General features: G+C 29.8%; 20 protein-coding genes. All 20 read right to left on the reverse strand.

The window, feature by feature from the left end; translation table 11 throughout:
- Positions 1-5: 5 nt before the first annotated feature.
- Positions 6-962, reverse strand: coding sequence for a glycosyltransferase family 2 protein (locus AC2D6V_RS00480; RefSeq protein ID WP_484646087.1), 957 nt, complete (start codon positions 960-962; stop codon positions 6-8).
- Positions 955-2,154 carry a glycosyltransferase gene (locus tag AC2D6V_RS00485; RefSeq protein WP_484646088.1) on the reverse strand — a complete coding sequence of 400 codons (1,200 nt, stop codon included), beginning with the start codon at positions 2,152-2,154 and terminating at the stop codon, positions 955-957. Before AC2D6V_RS00485 ends, AC2D6V_RS00480 begins: the two co-directional genes overlap by 8 nt.
- On the reverse strand, positions 2,151-3,164 hold the full coding sequence (locus tag AC2D6V_RS00490; RefSeq protein WP_484646089.1) for a glycosyltransferase family 2 protein: 1,014 nt from the start codon (positions 3,162-3,164) through the stop codon (positions 2,151-2,153). Before AC2D6V_RS00490 ends, AC2D6V_RS00485 begins: the two co-directional genes overlap by 4 nt.
- 22 nt (positions 3,165-3,186) lie before the next feature.
- The gene (locus AC2D6V_RS00495) at positions 3,187-4,065 is read right to left on the reverse strand and encodes a glycosyltransferase family 2 protein (RefSeq protein ID WP_484646090.1); all 879 of its coding nucleotides are present in this window, start codon (positions 4,063-4,065) and stop codon (positions 3,187-3,189) included.
- Between the two features lie 4 nt (positions 4,066-4,069).
- On the reverse strand, positions 4,070-5,167 hold the full coding sequence (locus tag AC2D6V_RS00500) for a glycosyltransferase WbsX family protein (RefSeq protein ID WP_484646091.1): 1,098 nt from the start codon (positions 5,165-5,167) through the stop codon (positions 4,070-4,072).
- Positions 5,157-6,824, reverse strand: a complete 1,668-nt coding sequence (locus AC2D6V_RS00505; RefSeq protein ID WP_484646092.1) for a glycosyltransferase — start codon at positions 6,822-6,824, stop codon at positions 5,157-5,159. The genes AC2D6V_RS00500 and AC2D6V_RS00505 overlap by 11 nt, the downstream gene beginning before the upstream one ends.
- Positions 6,825-7,658 carry a glycosyltransferase family 2 protein gene (locus AC2D6V_RS00510; protein ID WP_484646093.1) on the reverse strand — a complete coding sequence of 278 codons (834 nt, stop codon included), beginning with the start codon at positions 7,656-7,658 and terminating at the stop codon, positions 6,825-6,827.
- A gap of 14 nt (positions 7,659-7,672) precedes the next feature.
- Positions 7,673-8,539 (reverse strand): glycosyltransferase family 2 protein, encoded by an 867-nt coding sequence (locus AC2D6V_RS00515; RefSeq protein WP_484646094.1) that lies wholly within the window; start codon positions 8,537-8,539, stop codon positions 7,673-7,675.
- Positions 8,540-8,548: 9 nt separating this feature from the next.
- The gene (locus AC2D6V_RS00520) at positions 8,549-9,562 is read right to left on the reverse strand and encodes a sulfotransferase (RefSeq protein WP_484646095.1); all 1,014 of its coding nucleotides are present in this window, start codon (positions 9,560-9,562) and stop codon (positions 8,549-8,551) included.
- 5 nt (positions 9,563-9,567) lie between these two features.
- Positions 9,568-10,536 carry a hypothetical protein gene (locus tag AC2D6V_RS00525; RefSeq protein ID WP_484646096.1) on the reverse strand — a complete coding sequence of 323 codons (969 nt, stop codon included), beginning with the start codon at positions 10,534-10,536 and terminating at the stop codon, positions 9,568-9,570.
- The gene (locus AC2D6V_RS00530; RefSeq protein WP_484646097.1) at positions 10,523-11,224 is read right to left on the reverse strand and encodes a WbqC family protein; all 702 of its coding nucleotides are present in this window, start codon (positions 11,222-11,224) and stop codon (positions 10,523-10,525) included. Before AC2D6V_RS00530 ends, AC2D6V_RS00525 begins: the two co-directional genes overlap by 14 nt.
- Positions 11,221-12,294: a DegT/DnrJ/EryC1/StrS family aminotransferase gene (locus AC2D6V_RS00535; protein WP_484646098.1), complete on the reverse strand. Its 1,074-nt coding sequence runs from the start codon at positions 12,292-12,294 to the stop codon at positions 11,221-11,223. Before AC2D6V_RS00535 ends, AC2D6V_RS00530 begins: the two co-directional genes overlap by 4 nt.
- Entirely contained in the window at positions 12,291-13,082 is a 792-nt protein-coding gene (locus tag AC2D6V_RS00540; protein ID WP_484646099.1) for an FkbM family methyltransferase, read from the reverse strand. Before AC2D6V_RS00540 ends, AC2D6V_RS00535 begins: the two co-directional genes overlap by 4 nt.
- Positions 13,083-13,218: 136 nt before the next feature.
- Positions 13,219-14,529 carry a polysaccharide pyruvyl transferase family protein gene (locus AC2D6V_RS00545; RefSeq protein ID WP_484646100.1) on the reverse strand — a complete coding sequence of 437 codons (1,311 nt, stop codon included), beginning with the start codon at positions 14,527-14,529 and terminating at the stop codon, positions 13,219-13,221.
- Between the two features lie 36 nt (positions 14,530-14,565).
- Entirely contained in the window at positions 14,566-15,774 is a 1,209-nt protein-coding gene (locus AC2D6V_RS00550; protein ID WP_484646101.1) for an ABC transporter ATP-binding protein, read from the reverse strand.
- A gap of 39 nt (positions 15,775-15,813) precedes the next feature.
- The gene (locus AC2D6V_RS00555; protein ID WP_484646102.1) at positions 15,814-16,653 is read right to left on the reverse strand and encodes an ABC transporter permease; all 840 of its coding nucleotides are present in this window, start codon (positions 16,651-16,653) and stop codon (positions 15,814-15,816) included.
- A gap of 33 nt (positions 16,654-16,686) precedes the next feature.
- A complete protein-coding gene (locus tag AC2D6V_RS00560) occupies positions 16,687-17,424 on the reverse strand; it encodes a sulfotransferase (RefSeq protein WP_484646103.1) in 738 nt (245 codons plus the stop codon).
- A gap of 15 nt (positions 17,425-17,439) precedes the next feature.
- Positions 17,440-18,267 carry a 2OG-Fe(II) oxygenase gene (locus AC2D6V_RS00565; protein WP_484646104.1) on the reverse strand — a complete coding sequence of 276 codons (828 nt, stop codon included), beginning with the start codon at positions 18,265-18,267 and terminating at the stop codon, positions 17,440-17,442.
- Positions 18,268-18,293: 26 nt separating this feature from the next.
- Positions 18,294-19,097 carry a sulfotransferase family 2 domain-containing protein gene (locus AC2D6V_RS00570; RefSeq protein WP_484646105.1) on the reverse strand — a complete coding sequence of 268 codons (804 nt, stop codon included), beginning with the start codon at positions 19,095-19,097 and terminating at the stop codon, positions 18,294-18,296.
- Positions 19,098-19,142: 45 nt separating this feature from the next.
- On the reverse strand, positions 19,143-21,626 hold the full coding sequence (locus AC2D6V_RS00575) for a GumC family protein (protein ID WP_484646106.1): 2,484 nt from the start codon (positions 21,624-21,626) through the stop codon (positions 19,143-19,145).
- Position 21,627: the final 1 nt, after the last annotated feature.

The following is a 21,627-nucleotide window of genomic DNA, read 5'->3' on the forward strand; positions in this document are numbered from 1 at the left end:
AGTAACTACTTAACTAATATCATTCTTTTTAGAGAATATATTTCTTTTCCCAAAGATAAAAATACATGATACACAATAAGCATTAAAGTTAGTTTTAATCCAAAAGTTTTAAAATATAATCTAATATATTTAAGATAGTTTTTTGGGCGTATCTTTCCTTTAATTAAATGACGTGAAAGCTTAAACAATCTTATAGCCATAAATTTTTTAGAAGATGCTTTTAAATTGTCAAAAACGTTACCATATGTTTCTAAGCCAACAATATATTTTCTTTCATATCCAATTAAGGGGGTTTTTTTTAGTTCCTCTTGAATTGATGTACTATGTTTTCTAATATTGCTCAGAATATCATTCAAAAAGGCTCCTGTTAAGTTTAAATGTGCTAACAACCTAATAAAAAAATTATATTCTTGACCTGAAAATAATTCCTCATTAAATCTTATGGATTCTATAGTATTCTTTCTAACCATAAAATCTGGGGTTAACCAATGTACTTTTTCTTGTATAAAATTATCTAAATTTAAGGAGTAGTTATTATTATATTTATAATAGTCAATTTCTTCGACATCACCATTTTGAAAAAACTTATTAGATTTTGATACAACAAAATCTAAGTCTGGTGATTTATTAAAAAAATCAATTTTAATTTTAATAAAATCAGTAGTCATAATATCATCACTATCAAACCAATTTATATATTCGCCATTAGCTTGTTCTAACCCAAAATTACGAGCTGCATTACCTCCTTTTTTCATACACTCTGGACGCTTAAAGACTTTAAATCTCGAGTCTTTTTTACTATAATTCTGTATTACTTGCAATGTATTATCTGTTGATCCATCATCAACTAAAATACATTCCCAAACTAAATACGATTGTGCCAAAATAGAATCGAGTGTTTCAGCTACAATACCTTCTCTGTTATAAACTGGAATAATTATAGATATTAATGGTTTACTCACGATACAATTCTATAAGTTTATCAATATGGGTCTGCATATTAAATGTTTGCTTAACAAAATCTCTTCCTTGTTTCCCCATAATCTGCCAGGTCTCTTTTTTATTAAACATACTATCTATGCCATCTATTAAAGCATCTAACTTATTTGGTGCCACAATAAGACCATTGGTCAGCATTTCGTTTACGGCTCCAACATTTGTAGCTAATATAGGTAACTCACAGCATTGGGCTTCTAATAAAACCGTTGGCAATACTTCTGCAACACTACTTAATAAGTAAAAGTCTGCATTTAACATAGCCTGTTTTACTTCTAATGTATTTTTATAACCTTCTAAACGAATATAATTAGCAGCTTGTAATGTGTTGACTAACTCTTGTAAAGTTTTCCTTAAAGAACCATCACCAATTATACTATAATATATTGTGTGCTCTGGATGCAAGTTATTATAGCTTGACACAGCTTTTATTGCTAGTTCAAACCCCTTCTCTTCTACTAATCTACCAACTGATAAAATTTGCACGTGGTTAGTAATCTTTTCGTATCCTGTTCTTTTATAAAAATTAGTATCTACTCCATTTGGCAAGTCCACTACTTTATCTTTATTCAAACCAAACTCTAATAAATAATTTTTACTATAATTAGAAATGGCAATTACTTTATCGCAATGGGCAAATAATTGCTTAAAATATCCCTCGGGTTTATTTATCCCAAGCCTGAGATCATAACCATGGAAACTAACAATTAATTTAATTGGCAATCCTAGTTCTTTAAATATACTTGCTTGTAAACCATTATTAGCATAGTGCGCATGAATAACCTGGATGTCATTTTTTAATAAAAAATGCACATAAAAAAATAACTGGTAGGCTTTCGGGAAATGATGTTGGTCATTATGACTTAATGCCTTTTTATAAAATTTGTGATTCTTATTAAAAAAACTCAAAAATAAAATCCAATTGACTAAAATTTTTCTTGCTCTCCAGGTTTTTGGTAAGATATTAGATTCATCAAAAGATCGCTTTAAAAGGTTATAGGATTCAAACCCCCTTATGGCTTCAAGTTGGTCTTGGTTTTTCCCCCGACTTGAAAATATAGTAACAGTTATATTTTTTTTTAATAAATGAACTACCTGATCTCTTATAAAAGTTTCAGAAACTGCTGGGAATTGATTTATCCAAAAAAGTACATTCATGAATTAGAAATTAAATAATAACATCTTTTTCTTAAACTATTTAAAGACCACCTTCTAAACTTATCAATTCTAAAAAATTTAAATACAAACCAAAGGTTTAATACCATACGATGCTTAAAACTCATAAACTTATGCTTACTTAATAGCCTAAAGAACTTAATAAATTGCACTAAGTTCTTTTGGTCAATTATACGTTGGTGCATAAAGTAAATAATATTGTACAAAAGTAATTCCTTTAATTCTTTATTATCAAGTCTGCTCGTCTCTAATAAAGAGGCAATACTATTATAATAAAATCGCGTATTTTTATATAGTTTTTTTAGGTAAGGTTTCTGGTTTAATAACTGTTGCTTTGCTTCTCTATCGTTTCTATAATAACAATCGGCTAACCCTCCTTCATTGGCTTTAAAATTGTATCCTAATATTAAGGCACGAATATGAAGTTCCGGATCCTCCCATAATTGCAACTGTTCGTTAAATCCATTTAATTCTCGTAATACAATTTTCCTCCATAAGGGGCTCGTTACCGAAAAGGGATGTTTTCCTTTTAAAAACAATTTCAAATACGCGTCTTCAGTCTCATGCTCGGGGTATTTATTATGATAGTCTTTTAAATTATCTAAACTACCTATAAACTCTTGCATATTAAACGTCCAAAAATCATAGTTTTCATACTGCGCAGCAAATTCCAATCTGTTTTTTAAACAATCTGGATGCAATAAATCGTCTGAATCTAAAAAAACAACAAACTCCCCACTTGCTTTATCTAATCCTATATTTCTGCATGTAGATACACCACTAGGTAATTTATGCTTTTTAAAATAATGCATGTTAGGGTGTGAATTTGAATACTGCCCCAAAACAGCTTCGGTATTATCTTGTGAGCCTTCATCAACTACGATACATTCCCAGTGCTTATAACTTTGAGCAATAACAGAATCTAAGGTTTCCCTTATTAGAGTCGCTCTGTTAAATGTTGGGATGATTATGGAGATTAAGCTTTCCTTCATTATTGAGTATTAATAAAACACGCTATTTAATTAATTTTTTAAAAGTCTTTTTCATCATAACTTTAAAACGCAAATACCAAATCCAAATAATTTGACACCAATCCCAATTAGTGTCTTTAGAGAGTAATAACGCATATTCATCTAAAATAGCTATACGTTGCTTACTAGTAAAATGCTTTATATATTTAAAAACTAAAAGATTAAAAAACTGATATCTAGCAACTTCTTTTTTTTCTAAATTATCTCGTTTACCAGAGATGCTCTTATTGGAGTATCTAATAGAGACTACAGCATCATTTATGGTATACATATTCTTAAAGTTTGAAAATTCCAACCATGCAAGGTCATCTGCATGCCATGCTAAAGGAAAGTCTTTAAATTTATGCTTTGTGTAAGCTTCTTTTTTAAAAACATGTTCACTTAATGACGCCCGCGTATATTTTCTTAATTTTCTATAAAAGGCATAGGTTACTGGTTCTATATTAGGGTGTTTAAAAACATCTGAAATAACTTTTTCCTCAGCATCCACAACTTGGGTAGCAAATCTTACAACTTGTATGGATTGTTCTTCTATGTTATCAAAATGCTTATAAAACTGGGCTACACAATTTATATCTAAAACATCATCGTCGCCCAATACCATCAACCAAGTTTCATCTTGTACCATATCGATACAACGTTCCCATTGCTTAACTAGAGAAGTGGCACCAATATTTTGTTCGAACCTTTTATAGTTAATGTTTAGCTTATCTCCATATACTTTTATTATAGACTCTGGATTTTCCGGACTTGCATCATCCCCTACATAAACATTAAATTGTGTATTAGTTTGGTTAACTAAAGATGCCAAAGTCTTTTCAAAAAATGCATGGTTATAATATGGAATGACAACGGCTAGCACTATATTAACTTAATATTTCTTTTGTTACCTCTAAATAGGCAGATTTCCATTTTTGACAAGGTTCTAAATGATTACCCTCAGCCCATTCATTCCATGCATTAATAAATAAAAAATTTTCCGAAGTTTCTTCCCAAGGATAATTATTCTTTATATAATTCAACCAAAATTTGTATTTCTCAGGGGTTGAATTATGCAAGATAAATGGTTTTATCTTTCTTCTTGCAGAGTTGTCCCACATAGGGGTGATTCCTGGATATACCTGCTCTTTAAATGCTTGGTTCATTTGAAGTTTTGCATATTCTTCATAATCATGAACATTGCGTTTATTAGTTTCATTTTTTCCAAGCTCAATTCCTATTTTTCTTAAAATTCGTTTTTTTAACTTTTCAATAAAAGAATTATTATCCTTAACTTCATTTTTAGGAACATTCATAAAGTTAGGCTCAAATTGGAAGGCAAAATCAAACCCTTTACTTGATGGTTTAAATTGATGTTCAAAATTTTGAGAAAAACCAATGTGTAAATCCGGAAATCCGGCTTTAATGGTTTCTTCTCTCCATATTGAAATTGTTTTTTCTATATCTGGAAAAAATTTTGGACGATATATTATAAATACAGGCTTTCCATCAACTTTAATATATCTATCATCTTTAAAATAAGATATTAAATGAAGTATATGCTCACGATCATCTTCTTCAGAATAGTTTTGCTCTAACAAAATATTATTGCTTCCACCGTCCCAAGTTCTAGTCCAATTTTCATTAGCCCAGCAAAGCATAAAAGGAAAATCTGGCTTACCACTTTCTATTACTTCATTAAATGGTCTTTCAAGAATCCTCCTACCATTAAACCAATAATGATAATAACAAAACCCATAAATACCATGTTCTTTCGCCAGCTCCACTTGTGCTATCCTAGCCTCTTCTAATCTTAAATCATAAAAACCTAAATCACGAGGAATATGAGGCTGATAATGCCCTTCGAATCTTGGTTTTGATTTGGTTACATTTGTCCATTCTGTAAACCCTTTTTCCCACCATTCGTCATTCTCTGGTATGGGATGATATTGTGGTAAGTAAATAGCGATAGGTTTAATTTTCATCTGGACATATCTTTTTTGCGACAATAATTTCTATAAATTCAGCTCGAATTCCATACTGTAAATTATCTATATGTACAATTTTACAATCTGCTCCTGTACAATCTTTTATATAATCCACAATATCATAACCCCAATGCATGGTTACTGGTGATCCTTTTTTATCAATAGGATTTCCGTGCCACTCCGGTTCGAACAGGAAATTAGGTAATCCATTTGCTCCTTTCGTAGCCCAACGCTGGGTTTTTTTATGTTTATTAACAATAGGAACACAAAAAATGTGTGCCCCACCAGGTTTTAAAGTTCTATGAATTTCTTTAAATGCTTTATCAGGTTCATAGACGTGCTCCATGACATCAGAAGTTATAACCAAATCAAAAACTTCATCTTTAAAAGTTTGGTTTTCTAAATCTTCATTCCTTATACCACCTTGAATTGTTCCAAGTTTTTTATCGACAAAAAAATGCGTTTCTATAAAATTTTTAACATGTTTTCGTAAAGTTACACTATGCCCTCTTTTTCCAGGTGATGACTCATGAATATACAATTCTTTCCAATTAGGATATTCTCTTTTAATGGTTAACATTAAAGCGCGTTCTCGCGGGATAGATTTACACTCACGGCATTCAAAATGATCGCGCAACCAAGAATTACGTGCAATAAAAAATACTTCCTGCTCGCAACAGGGGCAAAATCCTTTATGTTTAAAATAAAAATTTCTTAAACGATTTTCATATATGAATATTATTTTCTGTTTTAAATATTCTTTAAATTTTCCTACCATGTAATTAGCATGAATTCTTTTCTTGATAGCCCTAGGCAATTTCGTCCATGTATTATTTAAAGATAAAGCTTTAAAATCGTTATCATAAGGAATTAGACCTCGTTTACTTTTGTAAAGGTCCCATATGTTTTTATAAAACTCTTTTCTTTCAATAGCATTTAAATTGGAATTGCACACAACTTCCTTATCAATCTCTGATGAAATACCTACTTGTTGTTTTTCATGAAGTCTATATTGCATTAACGATTTTTCTATAAAAAAAAGACCATTTATTGCAGATGCGTGTAAACCAAGCCAAGCATCATGCCAATAACCCAAAGGAACTTTTATAGGTAAACTCTTTTTTTTAAGTGACTTATGCAAACAAATAGTGGCTCCAGTAATTTTATTATTATTATTTATTAAATCCTCAAAAGCTTTACTATTATTTTTCCAAAACAAACGCGCTTCCTCTTTAAAAGACCATTTATCCCATAGGGTAGCATGTAATTGCTTTGAGTTTTCATCTATAAGTTCTCCGTTGGAAAACAACAACTTACAATGCTTGTTTTTTTTAAAAAAGCCATGCATTATTTCAACCTTGTCTTTAAACCAAATATCGTCTTGATCTGACAGAAATATTAATTCGCCACTTGCTAAGGAGATTGCTTTTTCAAAATTTTTTATGGTTCCTAAATTAACTGGATTAACATATAATTTTATGACGCTTTCATATTTTGCTTGATAGCTTTTAATAATTTCAAGAGTCCCGTCTGTTGATCCGTCATCACAAATAATAATTTCACCGACTAAAACAGTTTGGTTAAATATACTATCTAGCTGTTGCTCTATATACTTCTCTCCATTATATGTACATAAGGCTACAGATATATCCATTTATATTTTCTTTTTTACAAATTTTATGACTTTTTGCGTAAAAGACTCATTAAATTTAATTTTTAATTTATCATAATCCTCTTTCAATATTTCATACTCGTTATATTGCTTCTCATAATTTTTTAATAACTCTTCAAATTCTTGACTATATAAAGCATAGTGCTTTTTATGTATATAATTTATATTATCATTCAACATTTCTTCATTGAAGCTCTTTATCATAGAATTATGCGTAATACGATAATCGAATGTCGTTTCTTGTAAGTAAAAAAACTTATAATTAGAAGATGCTACACGTAACCAAAAATCCCAGTCTTCATGCCCTTGATGAGGCATATTTTCATCAAAAAAACCTATCTCATCAAATAACTCCTTTTTTATAATGGCACAAGCATCAATATAATTATGCTTTAATAGTTTATGTAAATTAAATGCTCCTACCTTCCAAAAACTTTGTTTTTCACCAAAGCATTGGGCATCACCATATACAACCCCAAGTGCAACATTTTCATTAAATTTTTTTATGGCGTTGTTTATAAATTGATGTCTTATTTTATTATCGGAGTCTAAAGGCAAAATATACTCGCCAAGTGCCTTTTTAATTCCAAAATTCCTGGCAGACCCTAACCCCCCATTTTCTTTTTTAAAATATTTAAAACGCTTGTCTTTCTTTACCCACTTTAAAGCTACCTCCTCTAAATTATCTGGTGAACCATCGTTAATTATTAGGGCTTCCCATTGTTGAAACTCTTGGTTTAATATAGACTTTAAAGTGTCCTCTAGAGTAGCTTCTGAATTATAACATGGTACTACAATGCTTATAACTGGAGTCATAAATACTAATAAACTTAATTAAGTCTAAGATATATAGAATAAATGCGTTGCAAAAATTTGTTCTTAGAAAATTTCTCTGTTACAATTTCATTTATCTTTTCATCAATTTTACTTGTAACAACAAGTTGTTCTTCTTTATTAAGATGTCTGTAAATAATTTTATAAAACTTTAAATAGGTTTTCCTTTCTTTTATTTTACCTAAGCCAGAATAAACACCCTTACTATGTATTCTATAAACACTCATAACCTCATTTATGCAATGTATTTTTTGTTCTTGTGCCATTAATTTATACAAGCCTAAATCACCGAACGGTAATTCAAAAAACCACTTAGGAAAAATAAACGCCTTAGGCTTTCTAAACATTACCCCTGCTGTAGCAATAAAATTATAATACCTTAATAACTCAACATAATTAAACGACTTATTTTCAAATTCTTTTGGTATTGAATGTAACTCCAACTTATTATTTCTTAACAAGTTTGAGCGGTTAAAACATATATTAACACCAATATTCGTTTCCAAAAAATCTACTTGTTTTTGCAGTTTTAGCGGGTCTGTCCAATAGTCGTCTCCTTCGCATAAAGCAATATATGCACCTTGTGAAGCCTTTAAATTTTCAATTACATTAAAACGTCCAGTAGCCTTCCCATTAATATATATAACATCTTTTCTAGAGCGTAAAAACAATTTTATTTTATCTGGATAGTTATTTGCATATTCTATACAAATTACACGAGTGCCATCATCGCTTTCGTCTTCTCCCAAAATAATTTCAACAGGAAATGTTGTCTGTTGCATTAAAACACCTTCTAAGCATTGTTTAATATAATCTACATGCTGATAGGTTTGTATACATACGGATACGAGGGGCTGCTGCATCTTAAATTTTTATTTTGAAAACCTTTGCAATTGGTGCTTTAGTAATTCTGCTTCATCTTGACTTAGTTTTACAATATTACTCGATTGAAATCTAATTGTTTTAATATTATCTGTATCAAACTCTAAAGCATTTTGATTAGCAAGATAATTATATTTACTAATTATTTTTTTTAAAAACGTTGATGGATTTGAGCAAAAATCGTCGTAATTAATATTTAAAACATTTGCCTCTGGAACATGCTGTAATCCTTCTTCTATAGCCTTTTCGGTATAAACTACTTGACCCGCAACTTGTGTAATTGGATTGCTCTTTTTTAAAGCATTGTATTCTGGTGGTTTAAAAGAATACCACTTGTTTCGATCATTAAAATATTTATCTCTAGCAAAGAGCAAAGATTGGGCATTATAAAATGTATCTCTTTTTAAGTTTATAAAAAGAAATTTATTATTTAAACTATACAAATAAGGAATGTTCCAATTTAGTATCATACCCTTAAGTACTAGAGGTTTTTTGGTTAACCCCTCAAAAGCATAAAGTTGATTTATAAAACCTTCTCCATTTACTAAGCTAAGATTAGATTCTGATATTTGTTGGTAATCATCTTCAAATTTGAAGTACTGCCGCCAAAAATACCAAAATTCACTCGGGCTTAAAGCACCTAAAGTTTTTCCTAATGATGAATTATAATGTTCTTCATCTTTTTTAAAACCTATTTGATTTAATGGGTCATACTCTAAAAGTGCTTGTTGAGCACGTATTCCAATGTAAGGGTTTGAATAAAATCTGGCTATTAAATTTGATGGATAAGAGAATATTCCTAAAGATGCAAACCATTGTAACATTAATGTAGACCCAGAACGTGCACACCCCATTATTAAAATAATTGGTGCTTTTTGAGAAGATGCGAAATCTGGTGTGGGAGTAACACCTAAATGTTTGTTTAAATCTAAAATTGCTTCTTCAAGACGGTTGTCTTTTTTAAAATAAGCAGTTCTATTTTTATTTTTACCCATGTCTGCCATAGCCCTTAAATCATCTTTTTAATTGCATTTACAACTCTCATTAAATCTCTTTTATTATATCTATGGTCTATTGGCAATGGCAGTAATTCTAAACTTAATCTACATTCAAATTTATACCCTTCTGTGATATTTCTATTATTAACATCTGTCCAATAAGATGGTATAAATATGTTTTCTTTGAAAAGCTCTTGTTTATCAACTGGATTATTTAATAGTAATGGAAAACAAAAACAATCTGAAACTTCATTACTTATCTCAATTTTATTAAAGCCTTTAAAGCTATTATTAAAGAAATTAAAATTTTCATTTCTTATCCTCCTTACCTCATCATAATTAATGGTTTTCAAAATTTTCTCTGAAACCTTCGAGATTAAATTAACACTCGAATTAAGCGAGTTTTCATATGAAATAAACTCTTTAAAAGCTTGGTTCTGCTTTCCTAGAAGTCTATTTAAATTATGATCTAAAGAAACATTTACCTTTCTATCAAAATTTGTTTTAATTTTTAATTTAGGCGTATATAAAAATGCGCCATCAGGTACTCCAAAATATTTCCTAGCAGTAGTAAAGGAGATATTATTTTGATACCCCTTTATAAAAAAAGCATGAGAATTATCAATAATGAGTTGACTTGAATAAACCTCTATTAGCTGGTTAACATAGGATGATTTAATCCCAAAAAAATTACAATATACAATTGCTTCTGTTTCTTTCAGACCAATATCACCATCAATCTCTAAGCCCTTATTAATACTATAAAATTCATAAGGTATATTATATAGATTAAGAGGTTCTAATAAAGCATCACAACAATAAAAAGGCAAATAAATTTTGCTGTATTTTTTATTTTGTAAAACTAGATTCAGACAAGCTCTACCCGTTGAAAGCTTAATCGCCTCATCATGAAACAAAGAACTACCTGAAGCTATTTCTAATTCAAAAAAACCTCCTATATGCTTACTATTTAAGTTCATAATTAAGCAACATATTGCTAATATCTCTATTAGAATTAAACATTAAAACATCCAATATAGATAAATTTGGAATGAAAACATCACTAAATTGCTTATACCTAATTTCATTACACTTTAAAAGTTTTAGTGCAACATCTTGGTTTTTAAAATCTTCATGATTATAAAGATCTAAACCACCAATCGGGTTATAGTACTCTTTCGAATCTAAAAGTTTACATATAGAAATTACCTTTTTTTGCGATTTTAAATTATGATCAATTTTTAAGCTAGAAGATTTAATAATTTTGGTTTTTATCCCTAGAATATCATTTATAAGTAAAATAGAACTAAATATAAAGTCAAACAAATTATTATTTTCCTGTTTGAAAATTAAATTTATTAAATCTTGGCGTTCTTTATAAAAAGGAGCTTTAACATAATCATTTTTTATTTTTCTTAGTATTTTTTCTCGTACTATAATAGACTCATCTCCTAAATACCTTTGATTTATATCTAAAAAATCGGAATCTTTTTTTAAGGGTAAAGTAAATAAACAATCTTTTCCGTTACTTAACATTCTATTCCTATGAATCCATCCTTTTTTGGAAAATTGAATATTATCATAAACAATAAATAAATCTACAGCATTAATTAATTGAAAATACCCTATGTAGGGCATAAAGTATGGCTGCATGATTGCTAATTTCATAGTCTATTTGTTATTATCTCACATATATCAATAACATTTTTTAATAGTAGACTATCATGTAAAGGCAAACACAAAACTCTTTTTGTAATATCCTCAGAAACAGGCATTTGAACATAATCTAAATAATCCAAATTATTTAAACTTGGGTAAAAATAGCGCCTGGGATACACTTGCTTTTCTTCTAAACCTTTCTTTACCTTAATTAGCTCAACTTCCGAGTTAAATATAACTGGATAATAAGAATAGTTCCAATGTGTTGCTCCTCTAATCCTTAAAGTTTTTAACTCTATATCTTTTAAAATATCATCGTAATATGTTACTGTTTGTTTTCTCTGTTTCAAAATGGTCTCCATATACGGTATGACTGCTAAACCTAAAGCTGCCTGAGGCTCACTCATTTTAGCGTTAATGCCACACCCTTGAAAAGCTTCTTGACCTTGATGCCCAAAATTATGTAGATTAAAAGCTTTTTCCAGTAAATCTTTATTCTTAGAAAATAATGCACCTCCTTCACCAGTATGAAATAACTTGGTGGCATGGAAACTACAAGTACTAATGTCTCCATAATTGAAAATAGATTGGCCTTTATACTGTACGCCAAAACAATGGGCAGCGTCATAAATAATTTTTAGATTATGTTTTTTCGCTATTGCTTCAATCTCCTCTACAGCGCATGGATTCCCAAATACATGTGTTGCCAAAATAGCCGTTGTTTTTGGTGTGATGGCAGCTTCTATTTTAGTCTCATCTATGGTTAAATACTCTGGATGTATATCTACAAAGACAGGTTTACAACCTTCCCATACTATACTAGAGGTTGTTGCTACATAACTAAAAGGTGTAGTTATAATTTCGCCTTTTAAACCTAAGGCTTTTATAGCAATTTGCAAGGGCAATGTACCATTGGTCATTGCCAGCATATTAGGCACATTCAAATAGGCTTTTAAACTAGCTTCCAATTCTTTCACCAAAACACCTCGATTGGTTACCCACCCAATGTCCCATGCCTTTTTTAGAATAGCTTGATACTCTTCCTGCGGCGGTAAAAAAGTTTTAGTAACGTTTATCATCTATAATTTTTATCTAATACTCCTCCCTTTTTTATAAATGCAAACTCACATAGCCACAAAACTCGATTTGAAAAAGGTCTATTAATGTCTGTAATATCAAATAATTTATACCCTTTTAAATCAAGGTAATCTATTACTCTTAAAGCAGTGTTTTCTAATCTATCATTAACAATTGCTACTTCCACTAATATTATTTCAGCAGTTTCCAGCAATTTTCCAGCACCATCTAAAACCTTTAAATCTAACCCTTCTGCATCTATTTTTAAAATATCTGGATCATTTAAAACTTTTTCTTTTGCAAAGGAATCTAATCTAACAATTGGTAATTCAATTTGTGTAAACCCTCTTGAGATAGCTTCTTCCTTGGTTAAAGCATAAGTACAACTATCATCTCTTTCATGAATTGTGAAATTTAAAACATCATTCTTGTCTCCTAAACCAATGGAATAAAGATTAACATTATTGTAGTTTTTCAAAAGGCATTCAATATCCTTTTTAAGATTGACCTGAGGCTCAAACAAATAGTATGTGGCATCAGGGAAATGTTTCAAACATTCATAAGTCCAGCCACCCCTATTAGCTCCAATATCGTAAATGGTTTTGGGAATATATTCTTGATTTTTTATTAGACTATAAAAACTCTCAAGTAAATTGGTTTTAGAATATTCATTGGATTTATTATTCTCCAATCCGCTTTGAATTAATGCACTGTAATAATGTTTATTTAAAACTTTATAACCAAAACTATCAAATATGGTTTTAAGAATATTTTTTAATTTATTTTTCATCTGTAACAAAATTCCATTAATATTTATAACAATATTAAAACTACTTAAAACCATATATTAATTTCATACCTAATTCGTTTTTTAACACTCGCTTTGAGGTCATAAAAAATTACGGTTTAGGTTTATCACTAATTAATTATTTAATTACTTTTTTTATAATTTCAATACCGGGTAGCATATTTAATATTCTTACTACTTTATTAACTTTTTTATTAGTAATACTTGATGACATTTTAAGTTCATCAACTTTAGTAGATAAATCTATTACTTGTTGAGATAAACCATCCACATATAGAGATAAATCCTTTAAATCGGAATAGCATATGCTTATATCTGCATTCATATCTGATTTGCTAAACCAATAATCATCAGGTGTTTTTTCTTTAAACGAAAGATGACCTGTCACCTTTAATTCATCCATTAATTTTATAAAATTGTCAAAACGATACTTATATAAATTATTAAACGCATCAAAATCAGCTTCATCATAAATCTCATGAATTGTTTTATTTCCAACGTCCTCATATTTTATATATGGGATTTTATAAAACTCTGCTATTTCTTGAACTCTAATGTCTCTGGCCACCATAACAGCTGGTATTCCTTGTATTAGTGCTGCTACACATCCATGAAGGCGAGCTCCCAATACAAAATCATACTCTCTAATCTCAGAAAACCATTCATCAAATGTTCTATAAAATAATCCGTTCTCAGATACTTTTTTTAATGTATAATTACCATTTTTATGTTTATCATAATTATCTAGTTCTATTTGCTTTAAAACATGATTTTTTTCTATTCTATCATCAAAAATAACTTCATCTAAAAAGTCCTGCCCCAAAAGTGTCGCTCCTCCTATTAAATCTTGATTTAGATCTGCCATAGTACGATGGAATACAATTAGCGGTTTAGTAAAAGTTTTATTCTTATTGATTTTTAAATTTCTATTTAAAGGTTTAAATAAAGTAGGGCAGCCTATTCTTATTATATTTTCAGGGTTGTACCCTGCTTTTATTAAAACAGAAGCTGTATTAGGCCCTCTTACCCCACAAAAACCTGATGAAGCAATAACATAATTTAATAATTCCTTTAAAGAAGGGTGAATTTTATTGACTTTATAGGAAGCATCTGCATAATCTTGAATTCCTAACGAAAAAGCGATAGTTTTTATTCCTAGCTCTTTAATAAATGCGCTATAACGGGAAACATCTCTCCAATCGGTAACATGTGTAGCAAAGGCTATTATACATAAATCATATTCCTTTTTATATAAATCAATCTTTGTAAAATCATCAACATAATCCGCATTAAAGAATTCTAATAATGTTCTAGAAATTAAACTTGCCCCATGATTACTTGCATATTTTGTATTATCATTTCCCCAAATACTATGATCTTCGATATTGTAATTATATTCTGGTCCAAGACCAATTACCATTGATTTCATTTAACATGTTTTTTATTATTAAGAGCAAAACTAAATTTAGACATTGGCGAACTTAGATTTTAATAAAAATGGCACCCAAACTTCTTCTTCATCTAGAATTTGAAACACTAAAACGTTATTCACTCTTAATATGGGTTCTTTTCGTTCACTGGTAACTACAGAAATACTTACTGAATAAACCCCCTTAGATAATTGAATATCCTTATGAGTAACAATAAACTCAAAATAATTATCTTTTACACTAATTGTAGAGTTTTCATTATTTCTTTCAAGCATTGCCACTTGTCTCTGCTCCTTATCTAAGATTATTATTGAAAACAAGGGAAGTTTTATTTTTTCTAGACACTTAAATTTAAAATATAGTTTAAAATCACTAGTTCGTCTCAACTGGGCTACTGAATTTAAAACTCCCTCAGTTTGAATCAATTTTACATCGCTTAATTCCAAAAAGTCATTCGTATATACTATATTTTGATCATTTGAGGCAAATTTATTGTAATATAAATCTAAAGCTTTACTCACATTACCCCCTTGAAATAAAGACATCCCCTTTTCTAATAAAATTATTTGACTACATATTCTAGACACCATGGGCATACTATGAGACACAAAAATAATAGCAGTATTTGGTAAAATGGTATCAATAGTTTTATAACATTTTAGTACAAACCCCAAATCGCCTACTGCCAAAACCTCATCAATAATTAATACATCCGGTTGCATTTGGGCCGCCACGGCAAAGCCCAAGCGTACCTTCATACCAGAACTATAGTTTTGAACCGGCATATCAATAAATTCCTCAAGTTCTGCAAAAGCAATAATTTCTTGAAGTTTATTATCAATTTCCCTTTTTGAAAAACCTAAAATAGCCCCATTATTATAAATGTTTTCACGCCCACTAAGAATGGGATTAAAGCCTGCACCTAACTCAATAAGCGCTCCTACTCTACCTTTTATGGTTATTTTACCAGCATCGGGATTAATTAATCCGTTTATTATTTTTAACAAGGTTGATTTTCCTGCACCATTATGGCCAATGAGCCCTAAACACTCCCCTCTTCTTAACTCGAAACTAATATCTTTTACTGCCCAAAATTCTTTAGGACGGAGCAACCTGTCGTTTTTATTACCTCTAACACCTGCAAATAAATCGAGTACGCCATATTTAAGGCTTGTTTTTAAGTCTTTACAAAACTTTTTACTTAAGCCTTCAACTTTTACTAATATGTCGTCTTCAATGTTCATTTACAAATATTATTTTGTTTTTATAGATTAAAGTAAATATTAAGCGTTCATACGTTCTACAATTATTGGAATGGATATGCGATAAAACACCAATGCCATAAAAAATAAAGGCATGCAAATAAGCATAACCAAAAAGAAATAACCTAAATACTCTGGATTGGCTCCAACCATTAAATCACGCATGGTAACTATTATGGGGGTTAAAGGATTTATTTCCATAAGGGTTTTTAAAATACCTGTTTTTGGTATAACATAGACTACCGGTGTTATGTACATTAAAAAATTTAGCCCAAATCCTACTATGCGACCAACGTCGCTATACAATATAGACAATGGTGTAATAAACAAGCCAATGGTTACACCAAAAAACACAGCACCCAAAATAGCAAAAGGTACAAATAACAGACTCCAATGAAAACCTACTCCAAATGCAAAAACAAAAACGATTAACAATACTAATTTTATTGAACTATTAAAAAACATTTTATAAATACCAGAAAGGACTAAGGCCTCTTTTGGAAAGTTAATTTTAGACAATATAGATTTAGCACCTCTAGTACTTTTTCCTGGTATATTTATAGACTCTCTTATAATAGACCAGAGCAATGTACCTGAAAAAGCATAAACAGGATACGGCATACCAGTATCTGTTAGTTTTATAGTACCTGAACTGTTAAGAAATATCCACACAAAAGCTGTAGTTAAAGGGGTAATAAAGGCCCAAATAATTCCTAAATAAGATTGCCTATACTGGGCTTTTATATCTCTAACTGCCAACTGTTTTGCTAAAAAACGAGATGTATAAACATCGCTAAGGCTTGCTTTTAATTGTTTTAAAAAGCGAATATTATTTTCTTTTTGATATACTCTTATTTCCAAATTAATACATTATTAAATTAGCAGAACTTGCTTTTAACCTTCGCTTAAAAATCTAGAGTATCCTGCTTCAATTAAAGCCATTTCTAACTCCTTATAATTTATAACTAAATCCTTTAATGGCTCAGTATTCTGTTTTTTTAAATTTGAAGTCACCTTCATACTAGACAACCCTAAAAATTTATATAGATAGTTCATTATATTTTGCTTGTCTAGAATAAAATCTTCGTATGCAACTTCTTTGTAACAATGACTTTTAAACTTTTTCTTAACTTTTTGAAATGACTTTTCAGTTTGTTGAAAATAATTTAAACAATCTGTAATATTAATAGTCACTCTTTTATCTTTTAGTAAAACGTTATTGCCTCCATCTCTATTTACCCAAACATCCGATTTATAAGCAATTTGTAAAGATGCATAGGTTTTTAATAAATTATTTCTTTTTAAATGTATTATTTTTATTGACTTATTGTTTTCTACTAAATCCCAAATAAATTGATTGTCAATATTTAAAGGATGCTCATAAAAAAGTTTAAATCCAACATGCTGTCTTTTAGTATTCGCCTTTTGAAAAATAGTATCCCAATTTGATTGTAGTGACTCCTTGTTAGTATAAACTTTAAAGACCTCGCCATGACAACTAATTTCCGGATGTGCATTAAGCAAACTCACCAAGAGATTTGAGCCCGTTCGGGCAGTAGCAATAATTACAAACTTATTAGGTCGCTTTTTAAGAGCTAAATCTAAAATAGTCTTTTTAATTTTCTTAATCACCACTAAATTAATCAGTTATTTCCTAAACACCTTTAAAATTATTGGAGGAATTAACTCTTTCAAAACTTTTTTACATTGTGATTTAAAATTAAACTCCTTTTTATTAAAATCGTCTTCGTTTTCTCGTTCTTTAAAAATAGTCCCATGGCTAGTAATAGTTGCGTTTAATTCATGCTCCGGCCTACCATTTGTATAATAATATAAAGCTAGTGATTTTCTACTCATGTTTTCAGGGCATTTTAATGGGTTAGGGTGCCCATGAAAAGAATAATCTGTTGTAGAAAAAATTGCCATGGTATTAAACTTTGGTGATATTTTCTTGTTACAAGCTTTCATTTCTTTATCCCATAATTCAAAATGCCCACCATATTCGTCTTTCCAGTCTTTATTTAAATAAATTAAAACATTTAAACGTCTATCTAACTTTGTTCTTTTATGTACATTAAAATCTGCATGAATTTTTAACAAACCCTCTCTCTTGATTTCGTGCAATCCTCCGCCTTCGAAATATGGATCTCCAATGAGTGTTTCCTTAATCCCAGTTAATTCTTGAAGAAACTCTAAAAACGGTTGAGAATTTAAAGTATGCATCAGTTTTTTGGTATGATAACCAAAATAAGATTCGCCATTACCAGCAAACTTTTTTTCTTTTACGTTATTGTATTTTATAGACCCTACTTTAGACAAATCTGGGAATTCGTTTAAAATATTTTCTAAAAATTCTGAATCAAAAAAACCCGAAAAACTTATGTTTGGAAATGGCGCTGCACTGTTATAAGCTTCCTTACTAGCTAAAGCGACTTGATTTAAATTAGTAAACTTTGGTCCTAGAATATTTTTCATATGAATAACAAATTACTAAAGCTTTTTTAATTTGGGCTCATTTTACTAAGTCCTTTTTTTAATTGTTTAACTTTTGTACTAGAATATACTTTATTATATAGCTTAAGTCTTTTTAATTCGAAATTAAAATTTGGAATTTCCTCTAGTTGAGATTTAAATCGTCGTAAACAAAAATCATACAAAACATTATCTTCTTTATTAAGTTTATTAATAATATTTAAATCATTTGCACTTAAAGTTATGTTTTTAGATTTATTTAAATTAACATTCCTCTTTTTGTAATAAGGCACGTTCCAATTATATAAATACTTTAACAACAGTAATGATTCGTTAAAATGCTCTTTAAACCCTATCATTGAAAAACTTCTGTCGATATTTTCTAATGCTTTTTCTAGCATTAAATCTCCTCTATCATCAATTCCACTTATCATTCTTACTTGCGCATTATTTATATCTTTGTGTTTCATTTGCTGTGCAAATTCAACCAACGTGGTTTTATTCTCAATCATTTTTTTGTAAAGTGAATGATTAGGTAAGGATAATATATAATAATAGTAAGAAATTATTCGTTCTTCTGGTTTTCTTAAAAAAGAAACATAGTCGTATTTCCCTTTTAGATAATTATGCAATCCATGATACAAATGACCTTTTAAAAGAAGAATATTATCTCTTTCTGATTGAGGTAAATCTATAAAACTCTTAGTATCGATATCGGTATCATCGATAATATTGTATATATTCTCGTTTTTGTAAAGTCTATTAAAAATAGAATGCATTGTTGTACCTCCATTTTTAGCTATATGTATATAAATAATTCTATCCTTCGACATAAAATTATACAAGGTTTTATTTATAATTATAAAATTGTAAAAGCACTAAACCTTTTTTATCCAACTTCTAATTTTATTATAAAAATTTCGATTTTTAGATGCTTCATGATAAGATTCTCCATATACTCCATACCCATACCCATACCCATAGCCATAGCCATAGCCATAATTTTGGTTGGTTTTATGCTTATAAAAATTTAAAATGATACTAATATCCTTCAACTCACCACTTCTATATTTTGTATTTACAAGCTGTAACATCCCTTTCTTGGTATAGTCTAACCTCACTACAAACAAAGTAGCATCTGCATATTGCGTAAGCTCTAAGGCATCTGTAACTAAACCAAGAGGTGGTGTGTCTAAAACAATAATATCATACTCTTCTCGAAGTTTTTTCATTAATGTCTCCAATAATTTCCCCATAAGTAATTCTGAAGGGTTTGGTGGAATTGGTCCAGAAATTGCAACGTCAAGGTTATCAATATGTGTCTTATTTACAATATTTTCGAAGGTATCATCACCAATTAAATAATTAACAATCCCTTTATCATTAACTAAATCAAAATCATTGAAAATTTTTGGTTTGCGCAAATCTAGACCCAAAAGGATGGTTTTCTTTCCAGATAACGCATAGGCTGTCGCTATATTAATAGAACAAAATGTTTTTCCTTCCCCACTAACAGAGGAGCTAACCATTACTGTTTTACCTAAACCTTTTGAAATCTCTCTTTTTTTATAAAAAAATTGTAAGCTTGAGCGGATAGCACGAAAAGACTCTGCTACAGCCGACTTGGGTCTTTCATAAACAACTAAATTATTTTTGTAACGGTATTTACCAATTAAACCAATTATAGGAATGTTGGATAAACGTTCTACTTCATCAGACCCATGTATGGTTGAATCTAATAAAAATATAACAAATATAAGCGCAAGAGGTGCAAAAAAGCCAATCATTAAAGCCATCATATAATTCAAGCTTTTATTTGGCCCAATTAAACCACCACCAATATCTTTTGCTTCATCTATTACTGTAATATCTGATACATTGGCTGCTTTAACAATAGCTGCTTCACTGCGTTTTGCTAAATATACGTTGTATGCTTCCTGACTTAAATCTAGTTTACGTTGTATTTTTAAAAACTTTTGTTGCTCTTCGGGCAAATCATTTAATTTGGCCTCATTGGTTGCAATTTGATAATTAACTGTACTTAATTTCGCCCGTATCGTCTTGACTGTAGCATCTATAATTTCTAATAAGACATTCTTCTCAGCATCAATCCTATTATCTATATCCATAAATAAACTTGACCCTTCTTTGGTTGTCATTTCTAAATTTTGTCTCTCAATGGCTAAAGATGTTATTTTTGAAACACTATTTAAAATATTTGACTCTTCTATACCAACTGAAGAGGGTGCTGCTATTTTTGTGTAATCGGTCTTGGTCCGTAAATATTTCTCTAAAAGATTTAAGTAGTTTAATTTAGCATCAATTGCTTCTTTTTCACGATCTAAACCTTTTAATTTACTGGAAATATCTAGCACCTCTGAATCCATATCGAAAACCTTACTTTGTTTTCTAAAATCGTTCATCTCTTCGTTAACAACCTTCAAGTCTGCATTTACTTCGTTAAGACTGCTATCAATAAACTTAATGGTATTGGAAGCATACAGGTTTTTACGCTCTAACTCACTACGACTCAAAATAGCCACCGTAGCATTTAAATAATCAACAATTTTTTGTTTGTTGTTCCCCGTCATTGATAATCTTAAAACGGAGGATGACTGGGAGTTTAATTTGGCCCTGACCACCCTTTTATATCGATTAACAATCCCATCAAAACTTAAAAACTGAATAAAAAACTCAGATTGTGGATTAATAATTGCCTTAGGTCGCTTAAACAAAGTGAAATTAAGGAACGGTAAGCTCACAACCTCTCCTACATGATAGGTCTTGCTAAATGACCCTAAAGGCAATGAAACTCTTTGCCCTTTCTTTGTTTCATCGTATTTCTGCCCCCATGCATGCGGCGTTGTGAAATCTGTAAATAATTCATACAAACTGTCATTTAAAAAACGCACCCCAATAGGCATGTTCAACAGTTGTGGTTTTTCTTTATTAAGAACAATTTTAAATGGACCACTTTTATATATATCTACCTTACGATACTTTCCCTGTACTAAATATTGCATATAATACTGCAGAGAATCTACAACTTTTTCATTATGTCGTCTCGTATTTAGGGATGTAATAATCTTACCAACTTTACCAGAAACACCTCCCCAATTAAAAGATATACTTGTATTAGCAGTAAAAAAAGGGTTTTGTTCATTTTCTATTGATATCAAGGATTCTAAACTATAAATATTTTGTTTCCTAACATTAATAGAATAAGCTATAATTAAAGCAACTCCAATGCATAAAAAGACTAATTTCCATAAATGAAGCACCTTAAATAAAAAACCCTTAAAATCAAAAGTCATGCCTTTTGATTCAATATGGTCTAAGTCTTCAAATTCATTATATGACATA

The organism is Algibacter sp. YIN40, assembly GCF_057219435.1.